The 14,979-nt window shown below is 68.2% G+C and carries 15 protein-coding genes; 12 read left to right on the top strand and 3 right to left on the bottom strand.

Translation table 11 applies throughout. From position 1 onward, the window contains the following. Positions 1-16 precede the first annotated feature (16 nt). Complete coding sequence (pdxH, locus tag GQR91_RS07710) at positions 17-595, bottom strand: pyridoxamine 5'-phosphate oxidase (protein WP_149682202.1); 579 nt, start codon at positions 593-595, stop codon at positions 17-19. A gap of 121 nt (positions 596-716) precedes the next feature. Here pdxH and ku point away from each other — a divergent pair, with 121 nt between their 5' ends. The 4 genes from ku to GQR91_RS07690 all read left to right on the top strand — a co-directional run bounded on the left by ku (position 717) and on the right by GQR91_RS07690 (position 7,504). Further along, the gene (gene ku / locus GQR91_RS07705; RefSeq protein WP_149682203.1) at positions 717-1,574 is read left to right on the top strand and encodes a non-homologous end joining protein Ku; all 858 of its coding nucleotides are present in this window, start codon (positions 717-719) and stop codon (positions 1,572-1,574) included. A gap of 48 nt (positions 1,575-1,622) precedes the next feature. Next, complete coding sequence (ligD, locus tag GQR91_RS07700; RefSeq protein WP_149682204.1) at positions 1,623-4,064, top strand: DNA ligase D; 2,442 nt, start codon at positions 1,623-1,625, stop codon at positions 4,062-4,064. Between the two features lie 87 nt (positions 4,065-4,151). Continuing rightward, positions 4,152-6,623 carry a circularly permuted type 2 ATP-grasp protein gene (locus GQR91_RS07695; RefSeq protein WP_149682205.1) on the top strand — a complete coding sequence of 824 codons (2,472 nt, stop codon included), beginning with the start codon at positions 4,152-4,154 and terminating at the stop codon, positions 6,621-6,623. After that, complete coding sequence (locus tag GQR91_RS07690; RefSeq protein WP_149682206.1) at positions 6,623-7,504, top strand: transglutaminase family protein; 882 nt, start codon at positions 6,623-6,625, stop codon at positions 7,502-7,504. The genes GQR91_RS07695 and GQR91_RS07690 overlap by 1 nt, the downstream gene beginning before the upstream one ends. 33 nt (positions 7,505-7,537) lie before the next feature. Here the strand turns inward: GQR91_RS07690 and GQR91_RS07685 are convergent, their stop codons facing one another. Then, the gene (locus tag GQR91_RS07685) at positions 7,538-7,792 is read right to left on the bottom strand and encodes a hypothetical protein (RefSeq protein ID WP_112382004.1); all 255 of its coding nucleotides are present in this window, start codon (positions 7,790-7,792) and stop codon (positions 7,538-7,540) included. 101 nt (positions 7,793-7,893) lie between these two features. On the opposite strand from GQR91_RS07685, the gene GQR91_RS07680 reads away from it, so the two are divergent. The 8 genes from GQR91_RS07680 to GQR91_RS07645 all read left to right on the top strand — a co-directional run bounded on the left by GQR91_RS07680 (position 7,894) and on the right by GQR91_RS07645 (position 13,230). Then, complete coding sequence (locus tag GQR91_RS07680) at positions 7,894-8,847, top strand: DnaJ C-terminal domain-containing protein (protein ID WP_112382003.1); 954 nt, start codon at positions 7,894-7,896, stop codon at positions 8,845-8,847. Positions 8,848-8,854: 7 nt separating this feature from the next. Beyond that, positions 8,855-9,823 carry a YihY/virulence factor BrkB family protein gene (locus GQR91_RS07675; RefSeq protein WP_149682207.1) on the top strand — a complete coding sequence of 323 codons (969 nt, stop codon included), beginning with the start codon at positions 8,855-8,857 and terminating at the stop codon, positions 9,821-9,823. Further along, positions 9,820-10,623 (top strand): enoyl-ACP reductase FabI, encoded by an 804-nt coding sequence (fabI, locus tag GQR91_RS07670; RefSeq protein ID WP_112382001.1) that lies wholly within the window; start codon positions 9,820-9,822, stop codon positions 10,621-10,623. The genes GQR91_RS07675 and fabI overlap by 4 nt, the downstream gene beginning before the upstream one ends. Positions 10,624-10,627: 4 nt before the next feature. Beyond that, the gene (locus tag GQR91_RS07665) at positions 10,628-11,155 is read left to right on the top strand and encodes a GNAT family N-acetyltransferase (RefSeq protein WP_149682208.1); all 528 of its coding nucleotides are present in this window, start codon (positions 10,628-10,630) and stop codon (positions 11,153-11,155) included. A 20-nt stretch (positions 11,156-11,175) separates the two neighbouring features. Continuing rightward, positions 11,176-11,418, top strand: a complete 243-nt coding sequence (locus tag GQR91_RS07660; protein WP_149682209.1) for a DUF4160 domain-containing protein — start codon at positions 11,176-11,178, stop codon at positions 11,416-11,418. Next, complete coding sequence (locus tag GQR91_RS07655) at positions 11,402-11,656, top strand: DUF2442 domain-containing protein (protein WP_149682210.1); 255 nt, start codon at positions 11,402-11,404, stop codon at positions 11,654-11,656. Before GQR91_RS07660 ends, GQR91_RS07655 begins: the two co-directional genes overlap by 17 nt. Next, the gene (gene aroC, locus GQR91_RS07650; RefSeq protein ID WP_149682211.1) at positions 11,653-12,720 is read left to right on the top strand and encodes a chorismate synthase; all 1,068 of its coding nucleotides are present in this window, start codon (positions 11,653-11,655) and stop codon (positions 12,718-12,720) included. Before GQR91_RS07655 ends, aroC begins: the two co-directional genes overlap by 4 nt. Positions 12,721-12,783: 63 nt before the next feature. Next, on the top strand, positions 12,784-13,230 hold the full coding sequence (locus tag GQR91_RS07645) for a hypothetical protein (RefSeq protein WP_149682212.1): 447 nt from the start codon (positions 12,784-12,786) through the stop codon (positions 13,228-13,230). A 403-nt stretch (positions 13,231-13,633) separates the two neighbouring features. On the opposite strand, the gene GQR91_RS07640 is transcribed toward GQR91_RS07645, so the two are convergent. Then, positions 13,634-14,923, bottom strand: a complete 1,290-nt coding sequence (locus tag GQR91_RS07640; protein WP_149682213.1) for an adenylosuccinate synthase — start codon at positions 14,921-14,923, stop codon at positions 13,634-13,636. Between the last annotated feature and the right edge of the window lie 56 nt (positions 14,924-14,979).

Here is a 14,979-nt window from a genome sequence, read left to right as displayed (position 1 = left end):
CGGCGTTCTTCCCAGGTCATGGGAACAACAGCCCCTCGCGCCACCCCGCGCCTTCCGCAACGAACAGCCGCCGCTCATGCAGCCGGTGGGCCCGGTCCTGCCAGAACTCGATCCGGGTCGGCGCGACGCGGTATCCGCCCCAATGCGCCGGCCGCGGCACGTCCTGCCCCTCGAACCGCGCCTTCATCGCCTCGAACCGCGCCTCGAACGTTTCGCGCGAATCCAGTGGCCGCGACTGGTCCGACGCCCAGGCGCCGAGCTGCGAGTCGCGCCCGCGACTGGCGAAATAGGCGTCCGATTCGGCATCGGTGACGCGCGTCACCGGCCCCTCGATCCGTATCTGGCGGCGCAGCGATTTCCAGTGGAACAGCAGCCCCGCCTTCGCATCCGCGCCCAGATCCTGTGCCTTGCGGCTTTCCCGGTTGGTGTAGAACACGAAGCCGCGAGGATCATGCCCCTTCAGCAGCACCATGCGCACAGAGGGTTGCCCGGCGGCATCGACGGTGGCCAGCGCCATCGCATTGGGGTCGTTGGGTTCGCTCGCCCTGGCTTCTGCGTACCAGGCGTCGAACAGTTCGAAAGGGCTATCGGCCATCGCCGCTCCATACGCCTTTCGCTATCGAAAACCAACGCCATGCCCGTGCCGGAACGAGTCCGCCTGTTCACGGATTAAATCGCTCGCGAATTGAATCGCCGCCGCAACGGAAAGGACGACGATGCCCGCACGCGCCTATTGGCAAGGCCAGATCCGCCTCGCGCTGGTGTCGATCCCGGTCGAGATCTATTCGGCCACCAAAAGCGGCGCGACCGTCAGCTTCAAGCAGATCCACGAACCCAGCGGCAAGCCGATCCATTATGAAAAGGTGGTGACCGGCATGGGCCCGGTGGACACCGACGAGATCATGAAGGGTTACGAGATTTCCAAGGGCGAGTTCGTGCTGCTGGAGCAGGACGAGATCGACGCGGTAAAGCTCGAATCGAAAAAGACGCTCGAACTTACCCAGTTCGTCGACGCGCACGAGATCGACGTGCTGTATTACGAGAAACCCTATTTCGTCGTCCCCGCCGACGATCTGGCGGAGGAAGCGTTCATCGTCCTGCGCGAGGCGCTGCGCCGATCGAAAAAGGTCGGCCTCGGCCAATTGGCGCTGCGCGGCCGCGAATATGTCGTCAGCCTGAAGCCGTGCGGCCGCGGCATGGTGCTGGAAACGCTGCGCTACGCCGACGAGGTGAACAAGGCGCAAAGCTATTTCCGCGAGATTCCGGATGCCAAGCCCGACCCCGAACTGCTCGACCTCGCCCAGGCGCTGATCGACAAGAAAAGCGCCGCCTTCGATCCGCAGGAATTCCACGACCGCTATGTCGATGCGCTGAAGGGCCTGATCGAACGCAAGCGCAAGTCGAAAAAGGGCGCCCGGATCATCGAGGAAGATGATGACAAGGGCCCCTCCGGCGCCAACGTCGTCGACCTGATGGCGGCGCTCAAGAAGTCGATGGAGAAATCGGGGGGCAGTGCAAAACCCGCGGCCAAGAAGGCACCGGCGAAGAAAGCCGCGGCGAGGAAACGTGCATAACTTTCGCCCTCTCCCCGTGGGGGCGAGGGAGCCAATCGGAACCGCCCGATGACCGACCCTCTCGCGCGCTACAACGCCAAGCGCGACTTCACCCGGACCGCTGAACCCGCCGGCACCCTCGCGCCCGGCAAGGGCTCCGGACAGGCGCGCTTCATCGTCCAGAAGCATGACGCCACCCGCCTCCACTGGGATTTCCGGCTGGAGGTGGACGGCGTGCTGAAAAGCTGGGCGGTCACCCGCGGCCCCAGCCTCGACCCCGACGAGAAGCGGCTTGCCGTCCGCACCGAGGACCACCCGCTCTCCTATGCCGGCTTCGAGGGCACGATCCCGGCCGGCGAATATGGCGGCGGCACCGTCATGCTGTGGGACCGCGGCACCTGGGCGCCGGTGAAGGGCAAGTCCGCCGCCGACCTCGACAAGGGCCACCTCCATTTCGTGCTCGATGGCGAGCGGATGAAGGGCGAATGGCTGCTCATCCGCCTGAAGCCCAAGGCCCGCGAAAAGCGCGAGAACTGGCTGCTCCGCAAGATTGCCGACGACTTTGCCGGCGGCACCGACACGCTGACCGAGGACGCGCTGACCAGCGTCACCACCGGCCGCACCATGATCGAGATCGCCGGGAACAAGCCGCCCGCGCGCAAGACCGCCGCCAGGAGGAAGGCACCCAAACGCGCCAGCGGCAAGGCGGCCGCCATGCCCGATTTCCGCCCGCCCGCCTTGTGCACGCTGGTCGACCACGTCCCTCCCGGCAATGCCTGGGTGCATGAGATGAAATATGACGGCTACCGCGCGCTCGTCGCGGTCGCCGGCGGCACGGCCCGGGTCTTCACCCGCAACGGCCTGGACTGGACGGACAAGTTCCCCGGCATTGCCGAGGCCGCAGCGGCGCTTCCCGTCACCGCCGCGCTGATCGATGGCGAGATCGTCGCGTTCAAGGATGGTCGCCCCGATTTCTCGACGCTCAAGGACGCGATCGGCAGCGGCGGCGCGATGACGCTCTTTGCCTTCGACCTGCTCGCACAGGATGGCGAGGATCTGACCGCGCTCCCCCTCGTCCAGCGCAAGGCCCGGCTGCAACCGCTGATCGCGCACGACGACCGCCTGCTTTATGCCGAACATATCGTCGGCGCCGGCGAACAGCTTTTCGCCTCACTATGCGGCGAGGGGATGGAGGGCGTCGTCTCCAAGCGTGCCGACAGCCCCTATCCGAACGGGCGCAGCAACGACTGGCTGAAGATTAAATGCCTCCACCGCCAGGAGTTCGTCGTGCTGGGCTGGCTTCCCTCCGACAAACGTCGCGGCTTCAAGTCGCTGCTGCTCGGCGTCCACCGGGAGGGCGAACTCCGCTACGCCGGCAAGGTCGGCACCGGCTTCACGCAGGATGCGATGACCGAATTGCGCGAGGCGCTGGATGCCCGCCCCGCCGATGCCGCACCGGTCAAGGCCCCCCGCGCGATGACCCGCGGCGCCCGCTGGGTGAAGCCCGAGCTGGTCGCGCAAATCGCCTTTACCGAAATGACCCCCGACGGCCTGCTCCGCCATCCCAGCTTCCTCGGCCTGCGCGGCGACAAGCCTGCCAGCGATGTCGTCATCGAAGAGCCCGCCCCCCTGCCCGACACGCCCCGGCCCGACGCCGTCACCATCACCCATCCCGACCGGGTGATCTTTCCCGACAGCACGCTGACCAAGGGCGACCTTGCCGCCTATTGCCGGGCGATCGCCCCGGTCATGCTCCCCTGGACCGCCAACCGCCCGGTCAGCCTGGTGCGCTGCCCACAGGGGCGCGCCCGCGCCTGCTTCTTCCAGAAGCACGACGCCGGCAGCTTCGGCGAACAGGTCCATCATGTCGACGTCACGGAAAAGGACGGCTCGGTCGAACCCTATCTCTACGTCACCGATGCCGACGGGCTGGCCGCCTGCGTGCAGATGGGCTCGATCGAGTTTCACGGCTGGGGGTCGTCGGTCGCCACGCTCGAACAGCCCGACCGGATGATCTTCGACCTCGACCCCGACGAGGGCCTCGACTTCGCCGACACCAGACAGGCCGCCGAGCATCTGAAGAACCAGTTGGCCGAACTCGGCCTGACCAGCTTCCCGCTGCTGTCGGGCGGCAAGGGCATCCATGTCGTCGTGCCGCTCACGCCGCAGGCCCGGTGGCCCGCGGTGAAGGATTTCGCCGACCGCTTCGCCCGCGCCCTTGCCCAGGCCGAGCCCGACCGCTTCGTCGCCGTCGCCACCAAGGCGAAGCGAAAGGGCCGCATCTTCATCGACTGGCTGCGCAACCAGCGGGGGGCGACCGCGATCCTGCCCTATTCGGCCCGCGCCCGCGCCCATGCCCCGGTCGCCGCCCCGGTCTCCTGGACAGAACTCCGCAACATCGACACCGCCGCCCGCTGGACCATCGCCGATGCCGCCGAACTGCTCGACCGCGCCGGCAGCGCGGCCCTTGCCGGCTGGGGCATCGCCGACCAGACGCTGCCGGATCTTTGAGCGCCCCCCGATTCCCGGTTGCGCGCGATCCGGAAACAGTGGAACGGTCCACCGCAGCAAGGCTTACGGCAGGCGTACGGCAAGACCATGGGAACAGCGATGGCGACGCAGATCGACGCTTGCGCGCATGCCGGCCGATGGATCGCCGACTATTGTGCCGGGGCTCCCGCGCATGACGTGCTGTGCGCCGGCGACCGTGCCGCCTGGCACGCCACGCTGGAGGAACTCGCCGCCGTCGCTCCCGACGGGCTCGGCCATGCGCGGGAACGGGTGCAGCGCCACGCCGCCGACATGGGCACCGGCTTTCGCATCCCCGGCGAATCGGACGAGCGCCCCTGGCCCGTCTCCCCCGTCCCGCTGCTGATCCCCGCCGCCGAATGGGCGACGATCGCGGCCGGCGTGGTGCAGCGCGCCACGCTGATGGAGGCGATCACCGCGGATCTCTACGGCCCCGGCCGGCTGGTGGCCGACGGCCATATCCCCGCCGCGCTCGTCACCGGCAGCCCGCATTTCCTGCGCCCCATGGTCGGCCTGCCCCCGCCCGGCGGCCATCATCTCAGCTTCGTCGCGTTCGATCTCGCCCGCGGGCCCAGCGGCGAATGGCGCGTGCTGGCCGATCATCTGCGCGGCCCCGCAGGCGCGGGCTATGCCCTGGAAAACCGGCTGGCGGTCAGCCGCACGCTGGGCGGGCTCCAGGCCCGGCTGAACGTACAGCGCCATGCCCCCTTCTTCGCCGCCTTCCGCGCCGGCCTCGCCGCCCAGTGCCGCCGCACCGATCCGCGCATCGGCATCCTCACCCCCGGCCGCTACAATCCCTCCTACCCCGAACAGGCGCACCTCGCCCGCTATCTCGGCCTGTTGCTGGTCGAAGGCGCCGATCTCGCCGCGCTGGAGGGCAAGGTGTATGTCCGCACCGTTGGCGGGCTGAAGCGGATCGATGCGCTGTGGCGCCGGCTCGACCCGCGGCTGCTCGATCCGCTCGCCTTCGACACCCATTCGCAGATCGGGGTGCCCGGCCTGATCGACGCCTATGCCGCGGGCGAGGTGATCCTGGCCAACGCGCCGGGCGCGGGCCTGCTGGAAAGCCCGGCGGTATCCGCCTTTCTTCCCGGCCTCGCCCAGCACCTCCTGGGCGAGCCGCTGCGCCTGCCGACCATCGCCACCTGGTGGTGCGGCGCCGATCCGGAGCGCGACCATGTGCTGGCGAATCTGGACCGGATGCTGGTCGCCCCCGCCTTCGCCGCCCGCCCCCTCGGCCTCCCCGCCGGCCCCCGCCCCGGCCCCGGCCTGTCCACCGCCGAGCAGCAGGCGCTGCGCGAGGACATGGCCCGCCGCCCGCAGGATTATGTCGGGCAGGAGATGGTACAGCTTTCCACCATGCCCGTGGTGGTGGACGATCGGCTGGTTCCCCGCCCCTTCACGCTGCGCGTGTTTGCCGCCCGTGACGCCGATGGCCGCTGGATCGTCCTGCCCGGCGGCTTCGGCCGGATCGGCGAGCAGGCGGATGCCACCGCCTCCGTCATCGGCGAAGGCATCTGGTCCGCCGATGTCTGCGTGCACGGTGACGATCCGGTCGCGCCCGTATCGCTGCTCGCCGCGCCCGATTCGCTGCATGTCCGGCGCAATCCCGGTACGCTGCCCAGCCGCGTGGCCGACAATTTCTACTGGCTCGGCCGCTATCTGGAACGCGGCGAGGCCCTGCTGGCGGCGATCCGCGTCATGCTCGGCAACTCGATCGATGCCGATGGCGGCGCGGCGCTGGCCGACCGCACCGTCGGCCGTCTGGCGGGCCTCATCACCGGTGCCGGCGCAGCGCCCTCGCCGCCCAGCCTGCGCCGCGCCGACCTGACCCAGTTCGCCCGCACCGCGATGGAGGACGAGCGCCATCATTCGGTCGCCGCGATCAACCGGCTGGCCCGCGCGATTGGCGCAGGGTCGCGCGACCGGCTGTCGGCGGACATGGTGCGCCTGCTGGAGGCGCCGTTTCCCTCGCATCGCGGCCTGCTCGACCGTGCCGGCTCGCTTCAGCGCCGCTATGCCGCGATCGCCGGGTTGTCGGCCGAACATATGGTGCGCACCACTGCATGGCGCTTCCACGATCTCGGCCGCCGCGTCGAACGCGCCATGGCACTTGCCCGCGCCTGTCGGCTGTTCGGCATGGCCGGCGCGTCCGCCGACGATCTGTCGACACTGCTCGATCTCGCCGACAGCCAGATCAGCTATCGCCAGCGCTATCCCACCGGGCTTGCTCGCGTCGCCGTGATCGATCTTGTCGCACTCGATCCCAACAATCCGCGCGCGCTCGCCTTCCAGGCGCAGCGGATCGCCGCACTTCTGGCGGAACTTCCCGTCCTGTCGGATGACGAAATGGCCGAACCCCAGCAGGCGCAGGCGACCAGGTTGCGCGCCCTCGTCGACACCGCCGATGCCGCCACCCTCGACGCCGACCTGATGGGCGAAGTCGAACACCGGCTGACCGCGCTGTCGGAGGCGATCGCCCGCCGCTATTTTCTGCAAGGCGCCGAACCGCTGCGCGCCGGCGGACTGACGCTCGCCTGATGCGCTACGATATCCGCCACGTCACCCGCTTCGATTATGGCGCGCAGGTCAAGTTCGCGCGCTGCAACCTGCGCCTGCGCCCGATCGACTGGCCCGGCCAGCGGGTCGAGGATTATGCGCTGACCGTCGAGCCCACCGGCCGCACCGCGCCGGCGCTGGCCGAGGCCGGTCTTGCCCATGTCACCCGCCTTGTCGTCGACCGCGCGGTGCAGACGCTCACCATCGAAAGCCGCGCCCGCGTCCTGGTCGACCGCCTCGTCCCCGTTCCCGACGCGTCCGATCCCACGCTCGCCGACATCGCCCGGATGGCGCGCGGCAGCGGCGACCTGTCGCCTGCCGGCCCGGCCAACTACATCTTCCCCTCCGGCCTCATCCCCCTCGACCGCGACATCGCCGCCTGGTGCGCGCCCGACCTCCCCCCCGATCGCAACGCGCTCGAAGCCGGCATTGCACTGGCCCGCCGTATCCAGGACGAATTTGCCTTCGACGCCACCGCCACGCTGGTCGACACGCCCCCGCACGAGGCGTTCCGCCACCGCCGCGGCGTGTGCCAGGATTTCGCGCAGATCATGATCACCGGCCTGCGCGCCGCCGGCCTGCCCGCCGCCTATGCCTCGGGCTATATCCGCACCCTGCCCCCGCCCGGACAGCCGCGGCTGGTCGGCGCCGATGCCACCCATGCCTGGGTGTTGCTGTGGTGCGGACCGGTGCGTGGCTGGGTCGGGCTCGACCCTACCAACGGCATCTGGATGGCCAGCGATCACATCGTCATGGCGATCGGCCGCGACTATGCGGAGATCGCACCGGTCGACGGCGTCGTGCTGGGATCGGGCGCGCAGAAGATGGACGTCAGCGTCGACGTCGCGCCACTCGACGAATAACGGCCCCTCCCCGAAAAGGGAGGAGCCGCCGGTTCACTTCGTTACCGCATTCTCGTTACCGACATCCGGGTCATCGTCGGTCCCGCCTTGTCCGGTGCCGTGGTAATCGATCTCCGTCTGGCCGCCATGGCCCATGAAGCCGCTGTTATCGCCCTTCTTTCCGGTATGCGGATTGGGATAGGCGCCGCCGTCGCTTTCACTGCCGCCCTGTTTGCCGTGCGTGATGTTGGTACCATCGGGTGCGCCCTTCAGGCCGTCGCCGCCGGTCGCCTGGTTCCGTTCGGTCATGATTCTCTCCTTCGCTGCCACGCACAACGCATCAGCGCCGCGTTGCGCTCCGCGCCGCGCTGCCCCACATAGGCGGGTAATACACCGTTTTGGGGACCAGAGTGGCCGATCCGTATCAGACCCTCGGCGTCGCGCGCACCGCCAGCGAAGCCGACATCAAGAAAGCCTATCGCAAGCTCGCCAAGGAGCTGCATCCCGACCGCAACAAGGACAATCCCAAGGCGGCGGAGCGGTTCAGCCAGGCGACCTCCGCCTATGACCTGCTGTCCGACAAGGACAAGCGCGCCCGCTTCGATCGCGGCGAGATCGATGGCGACGGCAATCCCGCCAGCCCGTTCGGCTATGGCGGCGCGCGCGGTGGACCGGGCGGCGGGGGCGGCGGGCCGGGTGGTTTCTCCAGCCACCAGTTCGATTTCGGCGGTGGTGACGCGGACATGTCCGGGATTTTCGAGGGGCTGTTCGGCGGCGGCACCCGTCCCGGTGCCGGTGGGGGCTTTTCCAGCGGCTTCGGCCGGCGCGGTGCCGCACCCAAGGGGGCCAATACCGCCTACCGCCTGGCGGTACCGTTCATCGACGCAGCGACGCTTGCCCCCCAGCGCGTCACGCTGGCCGACGGCAAGACCATCGACCTGAAACTGCCCGCCGGCACCGAAAGCGGCACGCAGATGCGCCTCACCGGTAAGGGCGAGAACGGCCCGGGCGGCGCGGGCGATGCGATCGTCACCATCGACGTGCAGCCTCACCGCTTCTTCACCCGCGATGGTGACGACGTTCGCCTCGACCTGCCGATCACGCTGGCGGAGGCGGTGCTCGGCGGACAGGTCAAGGTGCCCACCGTCGAGCGCCCGGTGATGCTCAAGGTCCCGGCCGGCACCAGTTCCGGCCGCACATTCCGCTTGAAGGGCAAGGGTTTCCACAAGAAGGACGGCACCCGCGGCGACCAGCTCATCACGCTGATGATCACCATTCCGGCCGATGACGCGGCGCTTGCCGCCTTCGTTCGTGATTGGAACGGCGCCGAAACGGGGAACCCGAGGGCCGATATGGGCGTCTGACGCCCTGATGAATGCAACCAGCGGCCTGACCCCGGAAGATCGCGCGCGCCACCACGGCGCGCGCCGCAAGCTCAACAAGCAACTGGCCAGGGTCAGGCCCGGCTCGCAGGTGTTCGAAGTCGCGAAGCGCGCGCTGCTCGGTGTCTATACCGACGGCTTCATCCATGCCGGCAACCTTGCCTATCTGGCACTGATGACGGTGTTCCCGTTCTTCATCGTCGCCGCCGCCATCGCCTCGCTGGTCGGCCAGAGCGACGAGACGCAGCGCGCCGTCACCTCCTTCCTGCACGTCCTGCCGCCCGATGTGTCCAACATCCTGCGCAAGCCGATCGCCGACGTGCTGGCCGCGCGCACCGGCTCGCTGCTCTGGCTGGGCGGTCTGGTCGGCTTGTGGACGGTCGGCAGCTTTATCGAGACCATTCGCGACATTTTTCACCGCGCATATGGCGTGCGCTCCACCGCGCCGTTCTGGAAATCGCGGCTGTCCTCGTCCTTCGTCATCGTCTGCTCGGTGGTGCTGGCGCTGCTGTCCTTTCTGGTCGGCGGTATCCTGACCGCGGCCGAGCAGTTCATCTACCGCCTTGTTCCGCTGGCGGAAAATGTCGCGGGCTGGGTCGGCTTGTCGCGCTTCATCCCCGGCGCGGTGATGTTCGGCGCGCTTTACATGCTCTTCTACTCCGTCACCCCCTCCAAATACCGCGAAAGCGCCTGCCGCAAATGGCCCGGCGCCCTCTTCACCGCCATCTGGTGGGTCACCATGACCGCCGCCCTCCCCCTCGTCCTGGCGCAACTCGGCGGTTACGATCTAACCTATGGCAGCCTGGCCGGCGTTGTGGTGATGCTGTTGTTCTTCTATCTGATCGGTCTGGGGTTGGTCTTTGGCGCGCATTTGAACGCGGCACTGGCGGAACCGCCCGAACCGGCGCTAGAGGAGCAGCCGGACCAAGGGACACCGGCAGGAGCGGTAACGGCGTGAATGGATTGATGGCGGGCAAGCGGGGGCTGATCATGGGCCTCGCCAACGACAAGTCGCTGGCCTGGGGCATCGCGCAGAAGCTGCGCGAGGCCGGCGCCGAACTCGCCTTCGCCTATCAGGGCGATGCCCTGCTGAAGCGGGTCAAGCCGCTCGCCGAACAGCTCGGCTCCGACCTGCTGATCGATTGCGACGTGTCCGACATGGCCCGGCTCGACGCTGCCTTCGCCACGCTGGCCGAAACGTGGCCGACGATCGATTTCGTCGTTCACGCGATCGGCTATTCGGACAAGAACGAGCTGCGCGGCAAATATGTCGACACCAGCCTCGACAATTTCCTGATGACCATGAACATTTCCGCCTACAGCTTCGTCGCCGTCGCCAAGCGCGCCCGCGCGATGATGCCGGAGGGCGGCAGCATGCTGACGCTCAGCTATTACGGCGCGGAAAAGGTCGTGCCCCACTACAACGTCATGGGCGTCGCCAAGGCGGCGCTGGAGGCCAGCGTCAAGTATCTTGCCATGGACCTCGGCCCCGAGAAGATCCGCGTCAATGCCATCTCCGCCGGCCCGATCAAGACGCTGGCGGCCAGCGGCATCGGCGACTTCCGCTACATCATGAAGTGGAACGAGCTGAACTCGCCCCTGCGCCGCAACGTCACGATCGAGGATGTCGGCGGCGCGGGCCTCTACCTCCTGTCCGATCTCGCCAGCGGTGTCACCGGCGAGACGCACCATGTCGATGCCGGCTACAATGTCATCGGCATGAAGGCCGAGGACGCGCCGGATATCGCCCTTTCCTGATCCGATGAGCATCGCCATCCGTCCCGCGACCGGCGGCGACATCGCCGCGCTGGACGCGCTGCTCCGCACGGTCTTTCCCGCCCCGGACGAGGCGTTGCTGGTCCAGCGCCTCTGCCTGTCGGGCGACATGGTGCTGACGCTGATCGCGGACGACGAGGAGAGCGGCGAACTCGCCGGCACGGTGGTGTTCAGCCGCATGCAGGTGGATGTCGCGGGCAAGGCGATCGCCGCGGTCGCGCTGGCCCCCGTCGCGGTCGCCCCGGCCTATCGCCGCCAGGGTGTCGGCGAAGCGCTGGTCGAGGCCGGGCTCGCCCATCTGCGTCAGGCTGGCGTCCATCTGTGCTTCGTGCTCGGCGACCCGGCCTATTATGGTCGCTTCGGCTTCGCGGCGGATTGGGCACAGGGCTTCGCCTCGCCCTATGCCGGCGAGCATCTGATGGCGCTCCCCCTTCAGGGCGGTGCCATGCCGTGCGGCGTTCGCGGCGACGCGGTCCATGCGCCGGCCTTCGCGCATCTGGGCGAGGGCGCGTGATGGCGCTTCGGTGAAGACAGATGCCTGTCGTGTTCCGGGACCATGGCTTTCGCTTCTTCTTCTATTCGAACGAGGGCGATCCGCGCGAGCCGGTGCACATCCATGTGGCCAAGGACGGCGCGGACGCGAAGCTGTGGCTTCATCCCGTGGTCGAGTTCGCCTATAATCACGGCTTCGACGCCAGAACCCAGCGTTGGATCATGACCTGCGTCGAGGATCGGCGCGACGCTATCGAGGACGCATGGCATGACCATTTCGCCTAGAGCACTGGACGTTGCCTTTGATGACGACCAGATGTGGGTGAAGCTGGAGGATGGCCGCACGCTCGGCATACCCCTTGCCTGGTTCCCACGCCTGCTCCGCGGTTCCGCGCAGGAACGTGCGCAGGTTGCGATCAGCCCTACCGGACTGCATTGGGATGCGCTTGACGAAGATATCTCGATCGCCGGCCTGATCGCCGGGCGCGGCGATCTCACCCGGACAAAGTCGCACGCTGCATGAGCTTCAACACCTTCGGTCGCCTGTTCCGTTTCACCACCTGGGGCGAGAGCCACGGGCCCGCACTGGGTGCCGTGGTCGACGGGTGCCCGCCGGGCATCCCCTTGGCCGAGGCGGACATCCAGCCTTGGCTCGACAAGCGCCGCCCCGGCACCTCGCGCTTCACCACGCAGCGGCGCGAACCCGATCAGGTCCGCATCCTGTCCGGCGTGTTCGAGGGGCGCACCACCGGCACCCCGATCAGCCTGATGATCGAGAATGTCGACCAGCGGTCGAAGGATTATTCTGACGTCGCCAAGGCCTATCGTCCCGGCCACGCCGATTATGCCTATGACGCCAAATACGGCTTTCGCGATTATCGCGGTGGCGGGCGCTCGTCGGCGCGCGAAACCGCGGCGCGCGTCGCGGCCGGCGCCGTGGCGCGGGCGGTGATCCCCCGGGTCCGCATCCGCGCCTGGGTGGAGGCGATCGGCGGCGACGCCATCGACTATGCGGCGTTCGATGATGCGCAGATCGACGCCAACCCGTTTTTCTGTCCCGATGCCGCCGCGGCGCAGCGCTGGGAAACGATCGTCGATGCCGCCCGCAAGGCTGGGTCCTCGGTCGGCGCGGTGGTCGCCTGCGAGGCGACGGGCGTTCCCGCCGGCTGGGGTGCGCCGCTCTATGCCAAGCTCGATTCCGAACTGGCCGCCGCCTGCATGAGCATCAACGCGGTCAAGGGTATCGAGATCGGCGACGGTTTCGCCGCGGCAGCGCTCACCGGCGAGCAGAATGCCGACCCCATGCGCCCCGGTGCGGATGGCCCGCACTTCCTTGCCAACCACGCTGGTGGCATCGCCGGCGGCATCGCGACCGGCCAGCCGATCCGCCTGCGCTGCGCGTTCAAGCCGACCAGCTCGATCCTGACCCCCGTCGAGACGATCGATCGCGACGGAGCCGCAGCCGAGATCGCGACGAAGGGCCGTCACGACCCTTGTGTCGGTATTCGCGGGGTGCCCGTGGTGGAGGCGATGGTCGCGCTTGTGCTTGCCGACCAAGCGTTACTTCATCGGGGTCAGTGCGGATAAAGTCCGGAACACACCCTATCCCGCTTCGTTGAGAGCAAACACAACAAAGCAGGAGAGAAAGCCATGCGTATCAAGCATATGATCGCGGCTGGCGCGCTGATTGTCCCGGCCATGGCAATGGCGCAGACGTCCACCACGGGCGGCTCCATGGGTGGCCAGACCGGCACCATGGGCGGCCAGACGGGCACGATGAGCGGCCAAATGGGCACGCCGAGCACCACCATGTCGCCTACTCAGGATCGGAGTACCGGTACGACCCAGACCCGCGAGCGCGGCAAGACCACGCGCGATCGCAACCGCGGCTCGGCCACCACGACCGGCACCACCTCGACGCCGGGCACGCCGACCACGATTGACGACACGGGCACCGGCACGACCGGTGACACCATGGGCGGTACCGGAACGACTGGAACCACAGGTTCGATGGGCACCACCGGCACCATGGGCACACCGGGCGGCAGCGTTGGCGGTACGGTTCCGACCACGCCGGGTACCGGCGGCACGCCGTAAGTCACATTATACGGGACACCCCCGCGCCACTGGCGTGGGGGTTTCGCCTTTGGGAAGGATGACGGCCATGCATCGTATCGCGGCCACGACCCTAGTCGCAATCGCCCTGCCCGCCACCGCAACGGCGCAAATTAGTGGCGCTCCGGTCGAATCCAAACCGGGTGAGGCCACCGCGCCGGGCGAAGAACAGCCATCAATGCGTGGCGGCGATGATCGCCCCTCTTCGCGCGACGAGCGCCAATCGGACCCACCGGCCACTACCGCGCCCGCTCCCCGGCCGAGCAACCCACCATCGCCCGATGGCACAACCGAGCCATCCGACGGTGCACCGACGAGCATGTCGGACGCGCCCGCGAAGAACTGACGCTTCCCCCGTACCAACACGCAGGAAGCGCCCGATTCCTCAGTCGACGAACGGATCGCGGACCAGGATCGTGTCCTCGCGCTCCGGGCTGGTCGACACCAGCGCAACCGGGCAGCGGATCAATTCCTCGACCCGGCGGATATATTTGATCGCCTGCGCCGGCAGGTCGGCCCAGCTTCGCGCGCCCGCGGTCGACTGCTGCCAGCCTTCCATCGTCTCGTAGATCGGCTCGACCTTGGCCTGCTCGGCCGCATGCGTCGGGAAATAATCGAGCGTCCGATCGCCCAGCCGGTAGCCGGTGCAGATCTTCACCTCGTCGAACCCGTCCAGCACGTCCAGCTTGGTCAGCGCGATGCCGGTAATCCCGCTCACCGCGGCCGACTGGCGCACCAGCACCGAGTCGAACCAGCCGCAACGCCGCTTGCGCCCGGTCACCGTGCCGAACTCATGCCCGCGCACGCCCAGCCGCTCGCCCGTTTCGTCGTCCAGCTCGGTCGGGAACGGCCCCGATCCGACGCGCGTCGTATAGGCCTTGGCGATCCCCAGCACGAAGCCGACCGCGCTCGGCCCCAGGCCCGATCCGCCCGCCGCGGTGCCCGCGATCGTGTTGGACGAGGTGACGAACGGATAGGTGCCGTGATCGACATCGAGCAGCACGCCCTGCGCACCTTCGAACAGGATGCGCTTGCCGCCCTCGCGCGCTTCGTTCAGGTCGCGCCACACCGGCTTGGCGAAGGGCAGCACGAAGCCCGCAATCTCGCGTAGGTCGGACAGCAGGCGCTCGCGGTCGATCGGCGGCTCGCCAAAGCCCGCGCGCAGGGCGTCATGATGCGCGCACAGCCGGTCGAGCTGCGGCCCCAGATCGTCCAGATGGGCCAGATCGCACACCCGGATCGCACGGCGACCGACCTTGTCCTCGTACGCCGGGCCGATCCCGCGCCGCGTGGTGCCGATCTTGCCCGCCCCGCTCGCATCCTCGCGCAGGCCGTCTAAGTCGCGGTGGAAGGGCAGGATCAGCGTGCAGCTATCCGCGATGCGCAGCGTCTCGGGCGTGGCGACCACACCCTGTTCGCCCAGTCGCGCGATCTCGGCCTTCAGCGCCCAGGGGTCCAGCACCACGCCGTTGCCGATGAACGACGGCGTGCCGCGCACGATGCCGGACGGGAGCAGCGAGAGCTTGTACACCTTGTCGCCGACGACCAGCGTATGGCCGGCATTGTGCCCGCCCTGGAAGCGCACGACCATGTCGGCGCGCTCGGCCAGCCAGTCGACGATCTTGCCCTTGCCTTCGTCGCCCCATTGCGCGCCGATGACTGCTACATTTGCCATGGATGCATGTTCCCACCTGCCGCATCGGACCCGCGCGCCCTTCGACAGGACTCGGC

The sequence above is a fragment of the Sphingomonas carotinifaciens genome (genome assembly GCF_009789535.1).
Lineage (GTDB): Bacteria > Pseudomonadota > Alphaproteobacteria > Sphingomonadales > Sphingomonadaceae > Sphingomonas > Sphingomonas carotinifaciens.
Note: the sequence above shows the minus strand (reverse complement) of the source record. Positions and strands in the feature narration are given on the sequence as shown.